Annotated in this window: 20 protein-coding genes; 2 read left to right on the top strand and 18 right to left on the bottom strand. The window is 71.2% G+C overall.

Annotated elements, in window-relative coordinates:
• Nucleotides 1–52 precede the first annotated feature (52 nt).
• The gene (locus tag O1W71_RS00295) at nt 53–1,870 is read left to right on the top strand and encodes an ABC-F family ATP-binding cassette domain-containing protein (protein WP_269266078.1); all 1,818 of its coding nucleotides are present in this window, start codon (nt 53–55) and stop codon (nt 1,868–1,870) included.
• Nucleotides 1,871–1,927: 57 nt separating this feature from the next.
• On the opposite strand, the gene O1W71_RS00290 is transcribed toward O1W71_RS00295, so the two are convergent.
• The 8 genes from O1W71_RS00290 to O1W71_RS00255 form a co-directional block, all read right to left on the bottom strand.
• Nucleotides 1,928–2,845 carry an ABC transporter substrate-binding protein gene (locus O1W71_RS00290; RefSeq protein ID WP_269266077.1) on the bottom strand — a complete coding sequence of 306 codons (918 nt, stop codon included), beginning with the start codon at nt 2,843–2,845 and terminating at the stop codon, nt 1,928–1,930.
• A gap of 54 nt (nt 2,846–2,899) precedes the next feature.
• Nucleotides 2,900–3,613 carry an ABC transporter permease gene (locus O1W71_RS00285; protein ID WP_269266076.1) on the bottom strand — a complete coding sequence of 238 codons (714 nt, stop codon included), beginning with the start codon at nt 3,611–3,613 and terminating at the stop codon, nt 2,900–2,902.
• The gene (locus tag O1W71_RS00280; protein ID WP_269266075.1) at nt 3,610–4,293 is read right to left on the bottom strand and encodes an ABC transporter permease; all 684 of its coding nucleotides are present in this window, start codon (nt 4,291–4,293) and stop codon (nt 3,610–3,612) included. Before O1W71_RS00280 ends, O1W71_RS00285 begins: the two co-directional genes overlap by 4 nt.
• Nucleotide 4,294: 1 nt before the next feature.
• A complete protein-coding gene (locus O1W71_RS00275) occupies nt 4,295–5,116 on the bottom strand; it encodes an ABC transporter ATP-binding protein (protein WP_114589291.1) in 822 nt (273 codons plus the stop codon).
• A gap of 4 nt (nt 5,117–5,120) precedes the next feature.
• Nucleotides 5,121–5,411, bottom strand: a complete 291-nt coding sequence (locus O1W71_RS00270) for a DUF427 domain-containing protein (RefSeq protein ID WP_112617988.1) — start codon at nt 5,409–5,411, stop codon at nt 5,121–5,123.
• Nucleotides 5,412–5,525: 114 nt separating this feature from the next.
• The gene (locus tag O1W71_RS00265) at nt 5,526–6,839 is read right to left on the bottom strand and encodes a GNAT family N-acetyltransferase (RefSeq protein WP_269266074.1); all 1,314 of its coding nucleotides are present in this window, start codon (nt 6,837–6,839) and stop codon (nt 5,526–5,528) included.
• Entirely contained in the window at nt 6,836–7,777 is a 942-nt protein-coding gene (locus O1W71_RS00260; RefSeq protein ID WP_112617986.1) for a 4-(cytidine 5'-diphospho)-2-C-methyl-D-erythritol kinase, read from the bottom strand. The genes O1W71_RS00265 and O1W71_RS00260 overlap by 4 nt, the downstream gene beginning before the upstream one ends.
• The gene (locus O1W71_RS00255; RefSeq protein WP_269266073.1) at nt 7,774–8,844 is read right to left on the bottom strand and encodes an aldo/keto reductase; all 1,071 of its coding nucleotides are present in this window, start codon (nt 8,842–8,844) and stop codon (nt 7,774–7,776) included. Before O1W71_RS00255 ends, O1W71_RS00260 begins: the two co-directional genes overlap by 4 nt.
• A gap of 198 nt (nt 8,845–9,042) precedes the next feature.
• Between O1W71_RS00255 and O1W71_RS00250 the strand changes: the two genes are divergently transcribed.
• Entirely contained in the window at nt 9,043–10,566 is a 1,524-nt protein-coding gene (locus tag O1W71_RS00250; RefSeq protein ID WP_269266072.1) for a stealth conserved region 3 domain-containing protein, read from the top strand.
• Here the strand turns inward: O1W71_RS00250 and O1W71_RS00245 are convergent.
• The 10 genes from O1W71_RS00245 to hemE form a co-directional block, all read right to left on the bottom strand.
• Nucleotides 10,511–11,431, bottom strand: a complete 921-nt coding sequence (locus O1W71_RS00245) for a phosphodiesterase (protein WP_269266071.1) — start codon at nt 11,429–11,431, stop codon at nt 10,511–10,513. The genes O1W71_RS00250 and O1W71_RS00245 overlap by 56 nt on opposite strands.
• Before the next feature lie 100 nt (nt 11,432–11,531).
• The gene (gene rsmA / locus O1W71_RS00240; protein ID WP_269266070.1) at nt 11,532–12,377 is read right to left on the bottom strand and encodes a 16S rRNA (adenine(1518)-N(6)/adenine(1519)-N(6))-dimethyltransferase RsmA; all 846 of its coding nucleotides are present in this window, start codon (nt 12,375–12,377) and stop codon (nt 11,532–11,534) included.
• Nucleotides 12,378–12,435: 58 nt separating this feature from the next.
• Nucleotides 12,436–13,755, bottom strand: a complete 1,320-nt coding sequence (gene hemL / locus O1W71_RS00235) for a glutamate-1-semialdehyde 2,1-aminomutase (RefSeq protein ID WP_269266069.1) — start codon at nt 13,753–13,755, stop codon at nt 12,436–12,438.
• A complete protein-coding gene (hemB, locus tag O1W71_RS00230; protein ID WP_269266068.1) occupies nt 13,752–14,747 on the bottom strand; it encodes a porphobilinogen synthase in 996 nt (331 codons plus the stop codon). Before hemB ends, hemL begins: the two co-directional genes overlap by 4 nt.
• The gene (locus O1W71_RS00225; protein ID WP_269266067.1) at nt 14,744–15,514 is read right to left on the bottom strand and encodes a uroporphyrinogen-III synthase; all 771 of its coding nucleotides are present in this window, start codon (nt 15,512–15,514) and stop codon (nt 14,744–14,746) included. Before O1W71_RS00225 ends, hemB begins: the two co-directional genes overlap by 4 nt.
• A complete protein-coding gene (gene hemC, locus O1W71_RS00220) occupies nt 15,511–16,491 on the bottom strand; it encodes a hydroxymethylbilane synthase (RefSeq protein ID WP_269266066.1) in 981 nt (326 codons plus the stop codon). The genes O1W71_RS00225 and hemC overlap by 4 nt, the downstream gene beginning before the upstream one ends.
• Complete coding sequence (locus O1W71_RS00215) at nt 16,488–17,702, bottom strand: ferrochelatase (protein ID WP_269266065.1); 1,215 nt, start codon at nt 17,700–17,702, stop codon at nt 16,488–16,490. The genes hemC and O1W71_RS00215 overlap by 4 nt, the downstream gene beginning before the upstream one ends.
• Nucleotides 17,702–18,391, bottom strand: a complete 690-nt coding sequence (gene hemQ, locus O1W71_RS00210) for a hydrogen peroxide-dependent heme synthase (protein WP_269266064.1) — start codon at nt 18,389–18,391, stop codon at nt 17,702–17,704. The genes O1W71_RS00215 and hemQ overlap by 1 nt, the downstream gene beginning before the upstream one ends.
• Nucleotides 18,391–19,794, bottom strand: a complete 1,404-nt coding sequence (locus tag O1W71_RS00205) for a protoporphyrinogen/coproporphyrinogen oxidase (RefSeq protein WP_269266063.1) — start codon at nt 19,792–19,794, stop codon at nt 18,391–18,393. The genes hemQ and O1W71_RS00205 overlap by 1 nt, the downstream gene beginning before the upstream one ends.
• Complete coding sequence (gene hemE, locus O1W71_RS00200; RefSeq protein WP_282502583.1) at nt 19,791–20,813, bottom strand: uroporphyrinogen decarboxylase; 1,023 nt, start codon at nt 20,811–20,813, stop codon at nt 19,791–19,793. The genes O1W71_RS00205 and hemE overlap by 4 nt, the downstream gene beginning before the upstream one ends.
• Nucleotides 20,814–20,866: the final 53 nt, after the last annotated feature.

Here is a 20,866-nt window from a genome sequence, read left to right as displayed (position 1 = left end):
CGCTCCGGCTGACAGCGGCCCCGCCGCGGGCGTGGCCTAGCCTGGAAGCAATATGGCGCATCTTCTGGGAGCCGAGGGCCTTCGCCTCGAGTATCCGACCAAAGTGGTGTTCGACGGGGTCTCCCTCGGAGTCGACGAGGGCGACCGCATCGGCATCGTGGGCCGCAACGGCGACGGCAAGTCGAGCCTCCTGCGCATGCTCGCGGGGCTCGTCGAGCCCGATTCGGGCCGCGTGACGGTTCGCGGCGGCATCCGGGTGGGCGTCCTGGCACAGGCGGACGACCTCGACGACGACCTCCGGGTGCGCGACGCGGTGGTCGGTGACCTCGCTGATCATGAGTGGGCGGGCGACGCCCGCGTGCGCGACGTCATCGCGGGCCTTCTCGGCGACCTCGACTGGGAAGGTCCGATCCGCGGGCTCTCCGGTGGTCAGCGCCGTCGCGTCTCGCTCGCCGCGCTCCTTGCGGGCGATCACGACGTCATCTTCCTCGACGAGCCCACCAACCACCTCGACGTCGAGGGCATCTCGTGGCTCGCCGAGCACCTCAAGCGCCGCTGGTCGGCCGGTTCCGGTGCGCTCCTCGTCGTGACGCACGACCGCTGGTTCCTCGACGAGATCTGCACCGCGACGTGGGAGGTCCACGACCGGATCGTCGAACCGTTCGAGGGCGGCTACGCGGCGTACATCCTGCAGCGGGTCGAGCGCGACCGGCAGGCGGCCGCCATCGAGGCCCGACGGCAGAACCTCGCCCGCAAGGAGCTGGCGTGGCTGCGCCGCGGCGCCCCCGCCCGCACATCGAAGCCGAAGTTCCGCATCGACGCGGCGAACGAGCTGATCGCCGACGTTCCCGAGATCCGCGATCGGGTCGCGCTGCAGTCGCTCGCGGTGTCGCGACTGGGTAAGGATGTCGTCGACGTCCTCGACGCCGGTGTCAGCTACGGCGATCGCGTCGTGCTCGAGAAGGTCGAGTGGCGCATCGCGCCGGGCGAGCGCACCGGCATCCTCGGCGTGAACGGCGCGGGCAAATCGACGCTCCTCGGGCTCATCTCCGGTACCGTCGAGCCGACCGCGGGACGCGTCAAGCACGGCAAGACCGTCAAGGTCGCGACCCTCTCCCAGCGCATGAGCGAACTGGACGAGCACCTCGACCAGCCGGTCCGCGTCGTCATCTCGAATCTGCGGACGAGCTACACGATCGGCTCGGGATCGAAGGCGCAGGACCTGACCCCGGGGCAGCTCCTCGAGCGCATGGGGTTCAGCTCGGCGCAGCTCTCGACGCCGGTCAAGGACCTCTCCGGCGGGCAGAAGCGGCGTCTCCAGCTGCTGCTCATCCTTCTCGACCAGCCGAACGTGCTGATCCTCGATGAGCCGACCAACGACCTCGACACCGACATGCTGGCGGCCATCGAGGACCTGCTCGACTCGTGGGCCGGCACACTCATCGTCGTCTCGCACGACCGTTACTTCCTCGAGCGCGTGACCGATCAGCAGTACGCGATCCTCGGCGGGCGGCTGCGACACCTTCCCGGCGGTGTCGACGAGTACCTGCGGCTGCGACGGGAGCAGCCCGGGCGCACGGGGTCGACCTCAGCGGCATCCGCTCCGGCATCGGGTGGCGGGGCGGCGAGCCCGGCGGCCCCCACTCTGAGCGGCGCTGAGCGGCGAGCGGCCGAGAAGGAGATCTCGGCGATCGACCGCCGTCTCGAGAAGATCCAGGGCGAGATCGCGGCCGTCGACGCCCAGCTCGCGGAGGCTCACGACGACTTCGAGCGGATCATGAGCCTGCAGCGCCGGCGCGATGAACTCGTCGCCGAGACGACGACCCTCGAGGAACGCTGGCTCGAGCTCGGCGAGGCCATCGACGGCTGAGTGCACGCCGCACGACGAAGCCCCCGGCGCTCTGCGCACCGGGGGCTTCGTGGTGGATCAGACGAGTCCGTTGTCCTCGAGGAACTTCTTCGCGATCGCGGCCGGCTCGAGCTTGTCGACCGTGCTCTGGACGTTCAGGGCGACCAGGGCCTCGGGGGTGAGCTTCGCGCTGACGGCGTTGATGGTGTCCTCGACCTCGCCAGCGAGTTCCTTGTTGACGACCGGGACGACGTTGGACGCGAGGAAGAGCCCCTCGGGGTCTTCGAGCACGACGAGGTCGTCGGTCTGGATGCGCGGGTCGGCCGTGAAGACGTTCGCGACGTTGACGGCGCCGGCGACGAGGTCGTCGACCGTGGTCTCGCCGGTCGCCTGGAAGCCGACCTCGATGCCGTAGGTGTCGGCGAGGCCCGTCGGGCCGTAGGGACGCTGCTCGAGTTCGGCCGGGCCGCCGAGGGTCAGCGGCTCGGTGACGTTCGCGAGGTCGGCAATTGTGGTCAGGTTCCACTGCTCGGCGAATGCCGCCGTCACGGTGTACGAGTCCTGGTCGCTCGCGGTCGCCTGGTCGAGCACCGTGAGGTTCTCGGGGAGCGCGTCGGCGAGAGCGGCATACACGTCCTCGGAGGTGCGGGCGGTGGTGTCCTCGTCGAAGTACTGCAGCAGGTTGCCGGTGTACTCCGGGAACAGCGTCAGCGAGCCGCTCTCGAGCTCGGGCAGGTACGCCTCGCGCTGGCCGGTCGTGAACTGACGGTCGACGGTCTTGCCTGCGCCCTCGAGCGCCTGGGCGTAGATCTCGGCGATGATCTCGTTGGAGTAGTAGTCCTGCGAGCCGATGACGATGGTGCCGTCGGCGGGGGCCGCCGACTCGCCCCCGCCTTCCGCGAGCGGGTCGGAGCTCGCGCATCCGGCGAACAGGGTGGTGGCGGCGAGCACGCCGACACCGGCCGTCAACAGGCGGCGGGTGGTGAAGCGGGACATGGGTTCCTCTTTTCGATGGTGCGGGAGTTCGGTGCTGTGGGTCGGGAAGGTCGGTCAGGCGGTCGCGGCGACGGGCCGGCGGTTCCGCTGCGGGGCATCGGCGGCGCGCACACCGCGTGGCGCGCTGAGACGTTGCAGGAGGGCGAAGACGGCGTCGAGCAGGAGGGCGAGCAGCGCGAGGATCAGTGCGGCGCCGAGCACCTGGTCGATCGCGCGGAGGTCGATGCCCTGGATGATGCGGAAGCCGAGCCCCCCGAGGTTGGTGTACCCCGCGATCGTCACGGTCGCCACCACCTGCAGCACCGCGGAGCGCAGTCCGCCGATGAGGAGCGGCAGGCCCAGAGGAACCTCCACGCGCCAGAGGATCTGCCACTCCGTCATGCCGACGGCCCGAGCGGCGTCGATCGTGCGGCGATCGATCGCCTGCAGTCCGCTGTAGGCGCCCGCGAGCAGCGGCGGAATCGCCAGCACGACGAACGTGATGAACGCCGCCTCGGTCTTCTGGGTGACGCCCAGCAGCAGGATCAGCAGGATCAGCAGTCCGAACGAGGGGATGGCGCGGGCCGCTCCCGACACGGCCACGGCGAACTCGCGCCCCTTCCCCGTGTGGCCGATGGCCCAGCCGATCGGAACGGCGATGAGCGCGGCGATCAGGACCGAGACGAAGGTGTAGAACAGCTGCTGGCCGATCAGGAACGGCACCGAGTTGCTGCCCGTGTACTGGGCGGGGTCGAGGACCCAGGCGATCGCGTCGACGAAGACGTTCATGCGGTCGCCTCCCGTCGGCGGCGCGCGCGACGATCGCGGCGGGCCGAGCCCGCGTGCGCCCACGGCATCACGAGGCGTCCGATCACCACGAGCAGCCCATCGATGACGAGCGCGATGATCGCGACCGCGACGATGCCGGCGAACACCTCTTCGAGCAGGCGGCGCTGAATGCCGTTGGTGAAGAGGTAGCCGAGGTTCGTGACGCCGACGAGGATGCCGACCGTCGCGAGCGACACCGTCGAGACGGCCATCACCCGCAGGCCGGCGAGCAGCACGGGGCCCGACAGCGGCAGGTCGACTGCCCAGAAACGCCGGAACCCGCCGTATCCCATCGCTGTCGCCGCCTGCCGGACGCCGGGGTCGACCGAGTCGAAGCCGTCGGCGACCGAGCGGGTCTGGATCGCGATGGCGTAGATCGTCAGCCCGACGATGAGGTTCGTCTCGGTGCGGATGCCGTACCCGAGCGCGCTCGGCAGCAGGACGAGCAGCGCGAGCGAGGGGATCGTGTAGAGCAGTCCCGTCAAGGTGATGACCCAGCCGCGCAGCAGGCGATAGCGCCACGCGACCCACCCGAGCGGCACCGAGAGCACGAACCCGAGCACGATCGCGATGACGCTCTGCCGGATGTGATCGAGAGCGAGCGAGAAGATGAGGTCGAGATTCGACCAGATCCACGACACGTCAGGCGTCGCCTTCGACCAGGGTGCCCTGCGTGCGCCCCTCGGAATCGACGAGAACCGCGCCGTTGGCCGTCCGCTCGACGCGCAGGGCGCGCTTGCCCCGGTCGACGCCGATGAAGCTCGCGACGAACTCGTCGGCCGGGTCGCGGATGATCTCGCTGGGCGAGCCGACCTGCAGCTTCCGGGCGCCGGCCGCGAGGATCACGACCTGGTCGCCGAGGAGGAACGCCTCGTCGATGTCGTGGGTGACGAAGACGACGGTCTTGCCGAGCTCGCGCTGCAGACGCAGCAGCTCTTGCTGCAGCTCGTCACGCACGATGGGATCGACCGCGCCGAACGGCTCGTCCATCAAGAGGATGTTGGGGTCGTTCGCGAGGCCCCGGGCAACTCCCACGCGCTGCTGCTGGCCGCCCGACAGCTGACTCGGGTAGCGATCGGCCATCCGGGTGTCGAGACCGACCGTCTCCATCAGCTCGAGCGCCCGGCGACGCGCGTCACGCCGGCTCGTGCCGGTCAGCACGGGCACCGTGGCGATGTTGTCGGCGACGGTGAAGTGCGGCAGCAGCCCCGAGTTCTGCATGACGTATCCGATACGGCGGCGCAGATGCACCGGCGAACCGGTCGCGACGCTCTCGCCGTCGATCTCGATGGCTCCGGAGGTCGGCTCGACCATGCGGTTGATCATGCGGAGCAGCGTCGTCTTGCCGCATCCCGACGATCCGACGAAGACGGTCGTCTTGTGCGAGGGGATGACCAGAGAGAAGTCCTGCACCGCGCGGGTGCCGTCGGGGAACTCCTTGACGACGTCGCGGAACTCGATCACGCGTTCAGCTCTCGATGACGACCGAGCGGTCGAATGCGACGTAGCCGGAGAAATCTGTGCCGACGCGCTCGATCGCAGTCGGGTACGGCGTGGGGTAGGACCACGCCTTGTCCGAGGAACCGGCGACGTCGAAGTACTGGGCGTCACCCTTCCATGCGCACGTGTACGCGGTGTCGCTCTCGGTCAGGACGCCCGGAGCGATGCTCCGCGGCGGGAAGTACCAGTTGCCCTCGATCCGGACGAGATCGCTCTCGTCGGCTTCGGCGATGATCGTGTCGCCCAGTCGTGCACGCATGGCGCCGCCCTCCGTTGTGGTCTCTCACGCTAGCGTTCGGAGCCGACACTCGGGCCGTGTTGCGTCATGTCGCGAAATGGACTAGAACAGCGCATCACGGCCCGGGCGGAGCGATCAGTACCAGAGGCCGACGCGGGGAACGATCGTCGATGCGAACATGCGCGAGGATGCCGCGAGGTCGGTGCCGGTCAGGCGTCCAGCGCGCCCGAGAGTCTCGGGCGACACACCGCCGAGATAGACGGCCGCGAGCTCGACGACCGACAGCTCGAGCACATCGGCGCCGGCCCTATCGGCATCCGCCGCCGTCGCCACCGTGCCCTCGCCGTCGTCATCGACCGTCAGGAGGTACTCGCCGGTGGCGATCCCGAGCGGGTCGCTCACGCGCAGCAGCACGCGCCCCGCGGAGCCGTAGGTGCGCGCGCGGAGAGCGGCCGGCACGTCGAGGATGCGCAGGTACTGGTGGTCGAACACCGAGACCGAGGCGGCCCGCCGATCGCCGATCATCCACAGCACCGCCTCGTCGACCGAGCACAGCTCCGCGCGGACGTGGGCCACCAGGTCGAGCTCCAGCAGGAACCGCCAGAGCGCCGCGTACGCATCGTCGGTCTCGGCGATGAGGATCGTCACCTTCGCGGTGCCCTTGACGATGTCCCGCTCATGAGGCGCGAGCGAGTAGGTCAGGATGCCGCGCACCTCGCCCGCGGCGTCGCGATACTGCACGCAGCGGATCGCTCCCCCGTCCTTCTCGTCGGGATCGGTGCCGGTGAAGCGGTCGCCGTGTCCCGGCGGCAGTGCGATGTCGCCGGGGGTGCGGTGACGCGTGCGCTCGTGCAGCGTCGCCACGAGGTCGCGTGCGGCCGTCCGATCGATGAAATCGAGGCGCCCGTCGGGCGTGGGACCCGCCCAGCGCACCCGGCGGGTGTCGATGTCGAGGATCGCGGCGGAAGCCGCCGAGGCGAAGCCGTAACGGCCGTAGAGCGTCGACTCGGTCACTGTGAGCATGGCGATGGGAAGCCCGGCCGCCGCGACGGTGCGCACCTCGCCCTCCAGGAGCGCCCGCGCGATGCCTCGGCGCCGGTGCGTCTGCGCGACGGTGACGGCGCTGATCGCACCGGCGGGGATCGTTCCGCCCGGCACGGTGAGCTCGGAGGGCCACGACGCGATCGTGCCGACCGCCACCTCCGGCATCGGCCCGCTCTCGTCGAACACGCCGGTCAGGCGCCGACCGCTGTTCCTGCCGCGTGCGCCGGCGATCTGCTCGGGCGAGCGCTCGCCGTCCTGGAAACCGCGCGAGACGGCCTGGATCCAGCCCTCGAACGTCGGTTCGCCGGCGGGCACGGTCCGGTACGTCAAGCCGCGCTCGGCGAGCGCGCGATGCGACGCCTCGTCGACGTCACGGTTCAGCAAGGAGGTCTGGGGCTCGGTCATCGGGTCACCACTTTCGCGCCCGTCACCGGGCCGGAGATGTGACGGGCACGGTGGCCCATCGCGGACAGGTTCTGCTCGATGCCGCGCGCCGCGTCGGCGTCGGCGGCGAGGAAAGCCAGCGTGGGGCCGGAGCCCGACACGAGGCCGGCCAGCGCGCCGATCTCGACGGCGCGATCGAGCAGCTCGCCCAGGTCGGGGCGCAGCGCGCACGCGGCATCCTGCAGATCGTTGCGCAACGCGCCCGCGAGCAGGTCGGGGGAACCCGAACGCAGGGCCTGCAGGACGACCGGGTCGACCTCCGGCGGCTCGGGCCGTGGCGCGATGTCGGGACGGCGTTCGGCTCGCAGCCGGTCGAGCTGCGCGTACACCTCGGGGGTGGAGAGTCCGGCTTCGTCGATCACCACGACCCAGTCGAAGCGGGCCCGCCCCAGCGCCGGGCTCAGGCGATCGCCGCGTCCCGTCCCGACGGCACTGCCGCCCATGAGGGAGAAGGGGACATCGGCGCCCAGTCGCGCTGCCAGCTCCTGCAGTGCCGGGGAGGTGAGCCCGGCGCCCCACAACGCGTCGCAGGCCACGAGGGCGGCGGCGGCATCCGCCGAGCCTCCGCCCATGCCGCCGGCCACCGGGACCGCCTTGCAGATCTCCAGGTGCACGCCGCCGAGATACCCCACCTCGCGCGCCACCATCCGTGCGGCGCGCAGAGCGAGGTTGCGATCATCGAGCGGAACGCCGGGCACGGGCGCACCCGCCTCATCGACGACGCTCACGCTGAAGTCGTCCGCCGGTGTGGCGACCAGGTCCTCGTACAGCGAGACGGCTTGATAGACCGAGGCGACGTCGTGGTAGCCGTCGTCCTGGACCGACCCGACGTCGAGGAACAGGTTGATCTTGCCGGGAGCCCGCACACGCACGCGGTCGGGGACGGCGCTGAGGCTCATGAGCCGTCCGGCCCGTCCCAGATCGAGCCGATGCGGGAGGCGATGTCGTCGATCCGCTCGAGCTCGTCCTCGGTGAGGTCGGGCCCGTCGAGCGCCGCCAGGTTCTCGTCCAGCTGAGCGGTGCGCGATGCGCCGATGAGAGCCGAAGCGACCACCGGGTCACGCAGCGTCCACCGGATGGCGAGCTGCGCGAGAGTCTGCCCACGATCGCGCGCGAGGTCGCCGAGCTCGCGCAGGCCCGCCAGTGCCGACGCCGACAGCCGCCCGTCGTCGGGCAGCGAGAAGCGCTGCATCGACCGCTCGGACGTGCCGTCGTCGAGATACCGCCCCGTCAGCAGACCCTGCTGCAGCGGCATGAAGCCGATGGCGCCCATCCCGTCTCGGCGCAGCTGGTCGGTCAGGCCGTCCTCGATCCAGCGGTTGAGGATGGAGTACGAAGGCTGGTGGATCACCAGCGGCGTGCCGAGGTCGCGGGCCACCGCGGCGGCTCGAGCGGAGTTCTCGGCCGAGTACGACGAGATCCCGACGTAGAGCGCCTTGCCCTGACGCACGAGCGCGTCGAGCGCTCCCACCGTCTCCTCGATCGGGGTCGTGTCGTCCTCGCGGTGCGAGTAGAAGATGTCGACGTAGTCGACGCTCATCCGCTTCAGCGACTGCTCGGCGCTCGCGATCAGGTACTTCCGCGAGCCGTGGTTGCCGTAGGGGCCGTCCCACATGTCGTACCCCGCCTTCGACGAGATGATCAGCTCGTCGCGGTAGGGCGCGAAATCCTCGCGCATCATGCGTCCGAAGTTCGTCTCGGCCGAACCGTAGGGCGGCCCGTAGTTGTTGGCGAGATCGAAGTGCGTGATGCCGCGGTCGAAGGCGTGGCGCAGCACCTCGCGCTGACGGTCGAAGGGGATGTTGTCGCCGAAGTTCCACCACAGCCCGAGCGAGATCGGCGGCAGGAACAGTCCGGAGGCCCCGACCTGGCGGTACCCGCTGCTCTCGTAGCGATCGGGGGCTGCGGTATAGGGACGGTGCAGGTCTCCGCCGCGCGAGGCGGAGAAGCGGGGCGAGGCGGTCACCGTCCGAGCCTATCGAGCGCGCACCCGCCTGCGTCCTCATTCGCGCAGAGTCTCCGAGGTGCGCGGAAACACCGATGTAACGGAGAATGTCTAGTCTGCCTACCGAGACAATCATCCCCCGAGGAGGAAACCCTGGCCCTTTCCGCTCTGCCCCGCCGCGAGAACCCCTGGATCGATCTGCCCGCGAGCCGCGACGACGTGATCCTCGACGAAGGCGTCCTGCGCCTCGTCCACGAGACCACGACGCCGGACGGCGCCCGCACCGCCGACCTGCTGCTGATCGCCGACGCGCTCGAGTCCGCCGGCATCCGCACGCTGCTCATCCGGCACGATCTCCACACGCCCGCGCTCGCGATCGACCTCGCGGACGCGCACAGGACGGGGGCGACCCTGCGCAGTCTCGGTCAGCGCGAGCCGCTGTATCTCAAGGCGAAAGGCACGGCCCCTGTTTTCGCGGCCGATGCGGACATCCCCGATTCCGCACCCCACGCGCTCCGGGCCTACCGCCCCCGCGTCAGCGCTGGCGGAGGCCGGCGGTACGACCACGAGTACGGCGTGCGCGTGGAGTTCTGGCGGTTCGGCGAGACGGCCGTCGAGGCTCCGCAGGCGAATGCGCTCATGCGGCGCATCACGCCGGCGCAGGACGTGCACATCGTGAGCGGGTCGCGGTACGGACGCGAATGGCAGACGGTGGTCGGAATGCTCGACCCGCACCCCCGCGAGGTCACCCACGACATCGACATGGTGTTCTCGTGGGTCGACGGCTCGGCGAGCGAGTTCCAGCGGCAGCGCGCCGCCCAGCTCTCCGAGTACGTCGTCGGCGAGGGAGATGACGGTCCGGCCCGCTATCGGCACGTCGACGAGCTCCGCTACGCCCTGCGGAGCGTGCACATGTACGCGCCGTGGGTGCGGCGGATCTTCATCGCGACGGACTCCCCCGCGCCCGCATGGCTCGCCGACCACCCGAAGGTGACGATCGTGCGCAGCGAGGAGTTCTTCGCCGACCCCTCCACTCTGCCCACGCACAACTCGCACGCGGTCGAGGCCCAGCTGCACCGCATCGACGGGCTGGCCGAGCACTTCCTGTACTCGAACGACGACATGTTCTTCGGTCGCCCCGTGCGTCCCGAGCTCTTCTTCTCGCCCGGCGGCATCTCGTCGTTCGTCGAGTGCGACGTGCGCATCGGCGCGGGCGACCCGCGCCTGGAGCGCTCGGGCCACGACAACGGCCTGCGCGTCAACCGAGCCCTGTTGCAGGAGCGCTTCGGGCGCGTCATTGTCCGCGACCTCGAGCACTGCGCCGCTCCCCTGCGCCGCAGCGTCATGCAGGAGCTCGAGGAGACGTTCCCCGAGGACTTCCGCCGCACCGCGGCATCCCGCTTCCGCGCTGCGACCGACATCTCCGTGACCAACTCGCTCTACCACTACTACGCGATGTTCACGGGGCGCGCGCTGCCGACATCGGTGCCGCGCACCCGGTACGTGCAGACGACGCTCGCCCGCTCGCTCGCCGGAATGGAGCGGCTGGCGAAGCGTCGCGACATCGACATGTTCTGCCTGAACGACGGCGGCGAGACCGAGGTTCCGGAGGAGATCCGGGTCGCATCGCTGCGCGATGTGCTGGAGCGGATGTTCCCGATCCGCGCGCCCTGGGAGATCCCGGCGGTCAGCGAAGGACGGGCACGGGACGCGTCGGCGGCGCGCTCCGGCGTGAAGCGCTGACGGGCGCGATCCCGGCCTCGGCAAGCCGGCGCTGAGCCTCGCCCGCGTCGGTGTACTCGAGGGTGGCCGGCGCATCGACCGGCACGACCGAATGCACGACCGTGTCGTCGTACACGTGGACGAAGTTGAACGACTGCGCGCCGTCCTGCGGGCGCGTGCCTCCCACGGGAACCGTGAGGTCCTGCGCGTAACAGGTCGAGGACGCCACCGAGACCGGGATGCCGGCGAACGTCGCGAAGGTCGAATAGTGCAGGTGGCCCGCGATGATGGCGCGCACGTCCGAGCCCGCGAGCACAGCGGCGAGCGAGCGCTGGTCGCGGAGCTCGACGCTGGCCGCCAGCGGCAGGACGCTCGGAACCGGCGGATGATGCATGGCGAGGATCGACCCCAGCGGGGCGGGGGTCGACAGCACCTCGCGCAGCCACGCCAGCTGCGCGGGGCGCACTTCGCCGTGATGGGCGCCGGGGACGCTGGTGTCGAGTGTGATGAGCCGAAGCCCGTCGATCTCGTCGACGCGATCGGCTGCCTCAGCGGTGCCCGGCTCACGCCACAGCGTCTCGCGGAATCCCGCACGGTCGTCGTGGTTTCCCATGACCCAGAAGACGCGGGTCCCGAGACGCTCGGCGAACGGCTCGACCAGGTCGCGCAGCTCGGCGTACGCACCGCGCTCGCCGAGATCGACGAGGTCGCCGGTGAAGACGATTCCGTCGGGGCGAAGGTCGGCCGTCTCGATGGCGTCGAGGGCCCGGCGCAGGTGGGCGGCCGCGTCGACGCGGTCGAACAGCTGGGAGCCGGCCGCTCGCAGGTGGGTGTCGCTCAGGTGCAGCAGCACCCTCTCGGGTGCCGGGTACTCGGCGGTTCGCATCGTCTCTTCCGGGTCGGGTGATGCTCGCCGCGACGTTCGCGGCTCGTCCCGAATGTTACCGGCATGTTTCGGGAGAACCCGATGACGCGCTGATGAGCGTTCAGTGAACAGATGCCCCGAGCCGCACGAAATCGTCGATCGTGAGCTGCTCGCCACGCAGGGTCGGGTCGATGCCGACGGCTTCGAGAGCCGCCGACGCCGTCGCCGCGGTTCCGCCGAACAGCGGCGAGACCGCCTGGCGGAGCATCTTGCGCCGCTGACCGAATGCCGCGTCGATGATCTGGAACGTCCGGCGGCGGAGGGCTTCGTCGCCGCGCGCCTCGGCATCCCGCTCGAAGGCGACCAGCAGGCTGTCGACGTTTGGGACGGGCCAGAACACCTGCCGCGAGACCGTGCCGGCGAGACGCCACGAGCCATACCACGCGGCCTTCGCGCTCGGCGAGCCGTAGATCTTCGACCCGGGCGCAGCGGCGAGGCGTTCGGCCACCTCGGCCTGCACCATCACCACACCGCGCCGCAGATACGGGAAGGTCTCGAGGAAATGCAGCAGGACGGGAACGCTGACGTTGTACGGCAGGTTCGCGACGAGCACGGTCGGCTCGCCCGGAAGCTCGGTGACGCGCAGCGCGTCGGCGTCGACGACCGTCAGCGCGCCGTCAGCGACGCCGTGCCGGGCGGCGGTGACCGGAAGGTGCGCGGCGAGGCGGTGGTCGATCTCGACCGCTGTGACGCTCGCTCCGGCCTCGAGGATCGCGAGCGTCAGCGACCCCAGACCGGGTCCGATCTCGACGACCCGCTCACCGGGCTGGACACGGGCGGCGTGCACGATCTTGCGGACGGTGTTGGCGTCGACGACGAAGTTCTGCCCGAGCTTCTTCGTCGGCGTCACGTCGAGTTCGGCCGCGAGGGCGCGGATCTCGGCGGCACCGAGCAGGGTCACAGGCATGAGGACCAGCCTAGTTGCGCGGCGCCGCGTCGCCCGGCGGACGGCGCGGCGCCGCAGGTCATACGTCCGCGGATGCGGCAGCGGCAGTCCGAGCGGCGCCCGGCAGCGCCTCGAGGATGCGGCCGAGGGCGACGTCGTCGTGCGCCGCGGTGAGGAACCACGCCTCGAACGCCGAGGGGGGAAGCGACACCCCCGCGTCGAGCATCGTGTGGAAGAAGGCCGCGTAGGCGCCGGCATCCTGACGCGTCGCCGTCTCGTAGTCGGGGACGCCCGCGACCACCGCCGAGCCGAAGAAGACGCTGAAGAGCGTTCCCGCGCGCTGGACGACGTGCGGCACACCGGCCGCATCGAGGGCGGCCGAGGCCGCGACGGAGACCCTGTCGGCCGCTCGCGAGATGCGCGCGTAGACGTCGGCGTCGGCGAGCCGGAGGGTGGCGAGACCGGCCGCGACCGCGACGGGATTCCCCGAGAGCGTGCCGGCCTGGTAGACGGGGCCGAGGGGCGCGAGCAGATCCATGATCTCAGCGCGTCCGGCCAGCGCCGCGACCGGAAGACCACCTCCGACGACCTTGCCGAAGGTGAGCAGGTCGGGAGCGACGTCTTCGCCCGTCTCGCGCAAGACTCCCCAGTAGCCCGAGGGTCCGGACCGGAATCCGGTCAGGACCTCGTCGCTGATGAGCAGCGCCCCGTGCCGGGTCGTGAGCTCGCGGAGGAACGTCGTGAAGCCGGGCACGGGCGGGACGACTCCCATGTTCGCGCCGGCGGCCTCGGTGATCACCGCGGCGATGTTCGGGCCGTGCTCGGCGAAGACGGCCTCGAGGGCGGCCCGGTCGTTGTAGGGCACCACGAGGGTCTGCGCGGCGATCGGAGCGGGGACGCCGGCCGATCCGGGCAGGGCGAGGGTCGCGAGTCCCGAGCCGGCCTGAGCGAGGAGCCCGTCGGAGTGACCGTGATAGTGGCCCGAGAACTTCACCAGCAGGTCGCGTCCAGTCGCACCGCGCGCGAGCCGGATGGCGGTCATGGTCGCTTCCGTGCCCGTCGAGACGAGACGGATCTTTTCCGCGATCGGTACGCGGCGGCGGATCTCCTCCGCCAGCTCGGTCTCGGCGGGGGTCGACGCGCCGAACGACAGACCGCGGCGGGCAGCGTCGACGACGGCGTCGATGACCTCGGGATGGGCGTGTCCGACCAGCGCCGGCCCCCAGCTCGCGACGAGGTCGACGTAGTCGCGTCCCTCCGCGTCGGTGACATAGGGACCGGTCGCGGAAACGTAGAAGCGCGGCGTGCCACCTACCGAGCCGAAGGCGCGGACCGGGGAGTTCACACCTCCGGGGATGACAGCCCGGGCACGGTCGAACAGTTCGTCATTGCGGGTCATGCGAAGTCCTTTCCGGCGCGGATCCAGTCCGCCACCTCGCGGGCCCAGTACGTGAGGATCACATCGGCACCCGCGCGCCGGATGCCGACGAGCGACTCGGCGATCGTACGGTCACGATCGATCGCGCCGGCCCGCGCGGCCAACTCGATCATCGCGTACTCCCCCGACACCTGGTACGCCCAGACCGGCACTGTGGCGGCTTCCGCGACGCGCGCGAGCACATCGAGGTACGGGCCCGCGGGCTTGACCATGACGTAGTCGGCGCCCTCGGCGATGTCCTGCATCGCCTCGGCGAGCCCCTCACGCCCGTTGGCGGGGTCGAGCTGGTACGTACGGCGGTCGCCCTGCAGAGTCGATTCGACGGCGTCGCGGAAGGGCCCGTAATAGGCCGACGCGTATTTCGCCGAGTACGCCAGCAGCGCGACGTCGCTGTGACCGGCCTCGTCGAGCGCGGCTCGGATGACGGCGACCTGGCCGTCCATCATCCCCGACAGCCCCAGCACCTCGGCACCGGCCCGAGCCTGGGCGAGCGCCATCCGCGCGTAGACCTCGAGCGTCGCGTCGTTGTCGACCGACCCGTCGGCCGCGAGCAGCCCGCAATGACCGTGGTCGGTGAACTCGTCGAGGCAGAGGTCGGCCTGCACCGTGATGCGTCCCTGCGCCGCGTCCCGCGCGACGCGGATCGCGCGGTTGAGGATGCCGTCCTCGGCGACCGCCCCCGAGCCCTCCGCGTCACGGACAGCGGGCACGCCGAACAGCATGATGCCGCCGACGCCCGCGTCCGCGGCGTCCGTCACGACGCTCGCGATGGCCTCGATCGGATGCTGCATGACGCCCGGCATGCTGGCGATCGGCAGCGCCTCGTCGATGCCCTCCTTGACGAACACCGGCAGCACCAGCTGCGCGGCGACGAGGTGGTGCTCGGTCGACAGGCGGCGCATCGCGGGGCTGCGGCGCGTGCGGCGCAGGCGCCGCTCGGGGAAGGTGCTCATGGGGAATCCTCTGGTGCGGGTCGCGCGTCGAGCTCTGCGATGAGGGCGTCGACACTCTGCGAGTGTGCGGTGTGGTGCACGGTGTAGCCGAGCTTCTCGGCGTCGCGCGTGGTGCCGGGACCGATCGAGGCGATGAATACCTCGGGCCCGGGGATGCCGACCTGACGGCGGAGCTCGCGCCCGACGCTGAGCGACGTGAGGAGCACGGTGTCGATCTTCCCGGTGCGCACCTCCTCGGCGATCTCGGGGGTCAGGTCGACCCCGACCGTCCGGTACGCGATGCAGACGTCGACCTCGTAGCCCTGGAGCTCGAGCTCGTCGCTGATGACGGCCATCGCCAGGTCGGAGCGGAGCACGAGACAGCGCCCCGTCGATCGCGGCGAGCGTCCGCCGCACCACTGCGCGATCATGTTGGTCGCCGACGAGGTGCCGACCGGCACGAACTCGACCTCGAAGCCGGCGTCGGCCACGGCGCGCGCGGTCGGCCGGCCGACCGCGGCGATGCGCGTTCCGATCGGGATGCTCACTCGTTGGGCGACGAGCTGCTCGACGGTCGCGGCGCTCGTGATGAAGACCCAGGCGTACTCCCCCGCAGCCAGAGCGGTGAAGGCGGCGTCGCGGGCGGCGAGATCGCGCGGGGGCCGCGACTGGATGAGGGGCGCGATCACGCCGGTCGCGCCGCGGCGCTCGAGCTCATCGCGCACGCGCTCGCCCCAGGATCCCCCGCGGGGGATCAGGATGCGGCGTCCCTTCAGGCCGCCCGTCATCGGCTCGTCCCCGGCAGATCGGCGATGTCCGCGGCACCGCCGTCCAGCAGCTCGGCGACGACATCGGCGGCGACCGACTCACGCTCGCCCTCGGAGGTCAGGTCGGCGCGCAGGGCGCGCTGGGCGCGCACCGTGCGGTCGCCCCCGGGCGCGTAGACCTCGGCGACGAAGACGGACTCGGCCGCGAGCCCGGTGACCGAGATCCCCACCGGCGCGGCACACCCGGCCTCCAGGCGGCGGAGGACCGCACGCTCCAGGAGGGCGCGCGACGACGACTCGGCGTCGTCGATCAGTGCGACCGCGCGACCGATCGGTCCGTCGAGGTCGACCGTGCGGATCTCGACCGCGAGGGCTCCCTGACCGGCCGATGTCGGCCACTGGTCGAGCCCGAAGACCTCGCCGATCGCCGCGTCGCGCTCGATGCGCCGCAGCCCCGCCTCGGCGAGGACGATCGCGTCGTACTCACCGTCGCGCATCTTGCGCAGGCGCGTGTCGATGTTCCCGCGGATGTCGCGCACACGCAGGTCGGGCCGGCGCCGGAGGACCTGCGCGACGCGGCGCGGCGACCCGGTGCCGATGACGGCCCCCTCGGGCAGACCGTCGAGAGTCGTCTCCGCGCTCGGACCGCACAGCACGTCGCGCTGCGGAGCCCGCGGCGGCACGGCACCGATGGTCAGTCCCGGGTAGGGCGCGGTCGGAAGGTCCTTCATCGAGTGCACGACGAGGTCGCAGTCGCCGCGCAGCAAGGCCTCGCGCAGGGCGGTGGCGAACACACCGGTACCGCCCATCTGCGCGAGCGAGCCGGTCAGCACATCGCCGTCAGTGGTGATCTCGACGAGCTCGACGGTGATCCCGGTTGCATCCGTGATCGCGTCGGCGACGTGGCGCGACTGGGTCGTCGCGAGCAGGCTCGCCCGTGTCCCGAGACGGAGCACCGGCGCCGCGGACGTGTCGACGTCGTGTGCACCGGCTGTCACGGCGCCACCCCCGCAAGGGCCGGCTGGAAGCCCAGGCGCTTGTTCTCGCAGCATCCGGGACGGCACACGTCGTACCAGGGGCCCAGTGAGGTCACCGCGGGACGCTCCTCGACGGGAGTCCCCTCGAGCCGCTCCTCGACGAGGTCGACCAGACCCGCGACGTAGGCCGGGTGCGTGCTGGGCGACGCGGTGCGCACCGCGAACAGCCCGTGCTCCTCGGCCGTCTCCATCGCCTCGGTGTCGAGGTCCCAGAGCACCTCCATGTGGTCGCTGACGAACCCGAGCGGCACGATCAGCACGGCCTTGCGCCCCGCGGCGGGCAGCTCGGCGATCGCGTCGTTGATGTCGGGCTCGAGCCACGGCACGGACGGCGGGCCCGACCGGCTCTGGAACACCAGCTGCCACGGGCTCGTCGTGCCGAGTTCGGCCATGATCGCCTCCGCGACAGCGGTGTGCTGCGCGACGTACGCGCCACCGGGGCCGAAGCCGCGCTCGGGCGGGCCGGAACGGTCGGCGTCGGAGTTCGGGATCGAGTGCGTCGAGAAGAGGATCTCGATGTCCTCCTCGGCGATGCCGCGCTCGCGCACCTTCGCCAGGCCGTCGCGGATGCCGTCGACGAACGGAGCGACGAACCCGGGGTGGTCGAAGAACTGCCGGACCTTGTCGATCTCGACCTCGCCCGCCAGTCCGGTGGCCTCCATCGCGTCGGCCAGGTCTTCGCGGTACTGGCGGCACGACGAGTAGGAGCTGTAGGCGCTCGTCGCGATCGCGATGACGCGACGATGCCCGTCGGCGTGCAGGTCGCGCAGGGCATCGTCGACGTACGGCATCCAGTTGCGGTTGCCCCAGTACACCGGCAGCCCGAGGCCGCGCGCGGCGATCTCCGCCTCGAGGGCGGCCTTGAGCTCGCGGTTGTGCTGGTTGATCGGCGACACGCCGCCGAAGTGGCGGTAGTGGTGCGCGACCTCTTCGAGGCGCTCGTCGGGGATGCCGCGCCCGGCGGTAACGTTGCGGAGGAACGGCAGAACGTCGTCCTGACCCTCGGGGCCGCCGAAGCCGAGGAGGAGGAGCGCGTCGTACGACGTGGGCTCGCTCACGTGGGGCGCTCCCCCGCACGACGCCGGACCGGCGGCGGGAACCGCGCAGCCAGGGGCGCACGGCGGCGCGCTCTGGGCACGCGGGGGCTTGGGGCGGAACTCGTTCGCGCTCATCAGGACAGCACCTCCGCCAGCTCGGACACCTCGACGCGTCGGCCGGTGTAGAAGGGCACCTCTTCACGGACGTGCCGCCGCGCATCGGTGGCGCGCAGGTCGCGCATGAGGTCGACGAGACTGATCAGCTCGTCGCTCTCGAGGGGCAGGAGCCACTCGTAGTCGCTCAGTGCGAAGGTCGAGACGGTGTTGGCGATGACGTCCGAGAACTTCGCTCCGCGGCGGCCGTGCTGGGCGAGCATCGCCGAACGATCCTCCTCGGGCAGCAGGTACCACTCGTAGCTGCGCACGAACGGGTAGAGGCAGAGCCAGTCGCGGGCGTGCTCGCCGCGAAGATAACCGGGAACGTGCCGCTTGTTGAACTCCGCCTCGCGGTGCACGCCCATGGCGCTCCACTCGAGGTCGAAGGCGGCCAGCGCGGCCGTCCGCCGTAGTTCGCGCAGGGCGCGCTGCAGCGCCGCCGGGTCGTCGTCGGAGCCGGGGGCGGTGTGCAGCCAGACCATCAGATCGGCGCCGGCACGCATGCCGGTGACGTCGTACAGGCCACGCACCGTCACTCCGGCGTCGGGCAGTCCGGCGACGACGCGCTCGAGTTCGGCGAGGTCGGCGTCAGTGGGCGCCTGCGGCCGCGGGCGCGGGCCCGCGAGGATCGCGAAGAGGGTGTAACCGAGCGAGATCTGTTCGGTCATCAGGACTCCTTTCGAACGGAGGGAACAGCGAAGAGCTCATAGGCCAGCGCGCGGGCGTGCGGGATGACCGAGGCGAGTCCGGTACCAGCCGCGACGGCTCCGGTGACGTGGATGCCGCGGGCGGCGGCATCCATCACCGTCGCCGTCCACGCCTCGGACTCGGCCGGGACGACGGCATCGCGCCAGCGGGTGGTGATGATCTCACCGACGTCGCTTCGGTCGACGCGCGCACCGGTGAGATGCGAGATCTCGCGGGCAACGGCTGCGGCGGAGTCGAGGCCGGCGGTGTCGTCGGCACGCGCCGAGAGGCGCACGACATGCGTTCCCTCGGGCAGCGCTTCCCGGGCCCAGGCCCACTTCGCGTCGATGTGGGTGAGAGCCTTGGCCGCGGTGCGCACGTCAGGAGCGACGATGACGCCGGAGCCGACCGGCTCCGCAGACAGGTCGTCGGAGGTGACCGCCGCGGTGAGCAGGCGAACCGCGGGCTGGATCGGCGCTGTGGCGGCTGCGTCGATGGCGCCGCTGTCCTGCCCGAGCAGGGCCGCGGCGCCTCGCGGGCCGGTCGCGATGACGACGTGCTCGGCACGGATCGTCCCGCCGTCGGCGAGCGTCACCGTGACGCCGGGATGGCTTTCCGCGGCGAGCTCTGCCACCGCGGTGCCGGTGCGGATCACCGCGCCTCGCTCGGCGGCGAGGCTCGCGACAGCGTCGGCGAGCCGCCACATGCCCCCGGAGATCCCGCCCACAGCGGTTCCGCCGGGCGCGTTCGGGGCGACCTCCGCGGCCGCGGCCAGCAACGATCCGGTGCGCTCGAACGCCGCCCACATCTTCGGGTGAAGACGCGGGAGCGGAACGGCCGCGGCCGGCTGCGAGTAGATGCTGCGGCAGAGCGGATCCACGAGGGCACGGAGGAGGCCTTCGCCGAGGCGTTCTTCGACGATGTCGGCGAGCGAGGCGGTCGGGTCGATCGGGGCGTCGAGCACCTCGGCGGCGGCCCGCTCGGCCGCGCGCTCACCGATGATCGCGACCACATCCGGGGCGAGCGGATCGGCCGGGATGCCGATCACCGTGCGTCGCGGCAGCGGCAGCCGGCTCCAGCGGGCGCCGGGCAGGCCGACACCGTGCTGCGAGACCAGGTGCGCGGGGCCCGACCGCGGCGCGACGACCTCGAGCGGCAGGGCGAAGTCGGCGATGAGTCGCGGCACCGCATCGGTCCGCTTGGCGAAGGACTCCGCCCCGAGGTCGACGTCGATTCCGGCGATGCGTCCGCGGCGCAGCATCCCGCCGATCTGGTCATCGGACTCGAGGACGGTGACGCGCTTCCCCGCTGTCACGGCTTCGAGCGCGACGACCAGCCCGGCGATACCGGCCCCGACGACGACGACGTCGGTCTCGACGGTCATGCCGACCGCCAGGCGTGAACTGTCCGCACCACCGAGCTGATGGCGTCGGGATCGGCTTCCATGGGCACCCCGTGCCCGAGGTTGAACACGTGTGCGCGGGCCGCGCGCCCGGCCTCGAGGATGCGCGCGATCGCCGCGTCGCGGACCTCGGTCGGAGCGAAGAGCAACGCGGGATCGAGGTTGCCCTGCAGCGTCAGGTCGCCGCCGACCCGACGAGCGGCCTCGTCGAGGGGCACGCGGTAGTCGACTCCGAGGGCGTCGATGCCGATCGAGGCCATGTCACGCAGGATCTCGCCCGTCCCGACACCGAAGTGCACGAGCGGGATGTGGTCGATGCCCGAGCCGACGGGGACCGGGAGAGCTCGCACGGCGTCGAACGACGCCGCGGATGCCGGCAGAGCCGCCGCGCGGTAGTCCTCGGGAGGGAGACCGCCCGCCCACGAGTCGAACAGCTGCGCGGCGCTGGCGCCGGACTCGACCTGCAGCGCGAGGAACTCCCCCGTCACGCGGGCGAGCCACTCCGTCAGCGCTCGCCAGGCAGCCGGGTCCTCGTGGATCAGACGGCGGGCGGCCAGGTGGTCCTTGGACGGTCCACCCTCGACGAGGTAGGCGGCGAGGGTGAACGGGGCTCCGGCGAAGCCGATGAGCGGCAGCGGCTCGCCGCGCGACTCGGACTCCTCGGCCAGCATCCCGGTCGTCAGCTCGACGGCACGGGCGATGGCCTCGCCGCGTTCGCGCACGAGAGCGGGATCGATCTCGACGGCGCGGGCGATGTCGGCCGCCGTTCGCAGCGGCTGGGCGAAGACGGGTCCGCGACCCGCCGCGATCTCCACCTCGATGCCGAGGATCGCCAACGGCACGATGATGTCGCTGAAGAAGATCGCCGCGTCGACGCCGTGCCGGCGCACCGGCTGGAGCGTGATCTCGCTGGCGAGCTCGGGCGTCAGGCAGGCGTCGAGCATCGTGCCCTGCGAGCGCAGCGCACGGTATTCGGGCAGTGACCGGCCGGCCTGGCGCATGAACCAGACGGGGGTCTTCTCGACGCGTTCGCCGAGCAGGGTGCGCACGAGCC

This window comes from Microbacterium sp. H37-C3 (assembly GCF_027157935.1).
In the GTDB taxonomy this organism is placed as follows: Bacteria; Actinomycetota; Actinomycetes; order Actinomycetales; family Microbacteriaceae; genus Microbacterium; species Microbacterium plantarum.
This window is presented reverse-complemented; position numbering and strand designations above follow the sequence as displayed.

Bases quoted from the DNA above. Each gene is read 5' to 3' on its own strand.
- O1W71_RS00295 (WP_269266078.1), top strand. From the start codon at position 53: ATGGCGCATCTTCTGGGAGCCGAGGGCCTTCGCCTCGAGTATCCGACC.
- O1W71_RS00290 (WP_269266077.1), bottom strand. From the start codon at position 2,845: ATGTCCCGCTTCACCACCCGCCGCCTGTTGACGGCCGGTGTCGGCGTG.
- O1W71_RS00285 (WP_269266076.1), bottom strand. From the start codon at position 3,613: ATGAACGTCTTCGTCGACGCGATCGCCTGGGTCCTCGACCCCGCCCAG.
- O1W71_RS00270 (WP_112617988.1), bottom strand. From the start codon at position 5,411: ATGCGTGCACGACTGGGCGACACGATCATCGCCGAAGCCGACGAGAGC.
- O1W71_RS00265 (WP_269266074.1), bottom strand. From the start codon at position 6,839: ATGACCGAGCCCCAGACCTCCTTGCTGAACCGTGACGTCGACGAGGCG.
- O1W71_RS00260 (WP_112617986.1), bottom strand. From the start codon at position 7,777: ATGAGCCTCAGCGCCGTCCCCGACCGCGTGCGTGTGCGGGCTCCCGGC.
- O1W71_RS00245 (WP_269266071.1), bottom strand. From the start codon at position 11,431: ATGCGAACCGCCGAGTACCCGGCACCCGAGAGGGTGCTGCTGCACCTG.
- rsmA (WP_269266070.1), bottom strand. From the start codon at position 12,377: ATGCCTGTGACCCTGCTCGGTGCCGCCGAGATCCGCGCCCTCGCGGCC.
- hemL (WP_269266069.1), bottom strand. From the start codon at position 13,755: ATGACCCGCAATGACGAACTGTTCGACCGTGCCCGGGCTGTCATCCCC.
- hemB (WP_269266068.1), bottom strand. From the start codon at position 14,747: ATGAGCACCTTCCCCGAGCGGCGCCTGCGCCGCACGCGCCGCAGCCCC.
- O1W71_RS00225 (WP_269266067.1), bottom strand. From the start codon at position 15,514: ATGACGGGCGGCCTGAAGGGACGCCGCATCCTGATCCCCCGCGGGGGA.
- O1W71_RS00215 (WP_269266065.1), bottom strand. From the start codon at position 17,702: ATGAGCGCGAACGAGTTCCGCCCCAAGCCCCCGCGTGCCCAGAGCGCG.
- hemQ (WP_269266064.1), bottom strand. From the start codon at position 18,391: ATGACCGAACAGATCTCGCTCGGTTACACCCTCTTCGCGATCCTCGCG.
- O1W71_RS00205 (WP_269266063.1), bottom strand. From the start codon at position 19,794: ATGACCGTCGAGACCGACGTCGTCGTCGTCGGGGCCGGTATCGCCGGG.
- hemE (WP_282502583.1), bottom strand. From the start codon at position 20,813: ATGCGCCAGGCCGGCCGGTCACTGCCCGAATACCGTGCGCTGCGCTCG.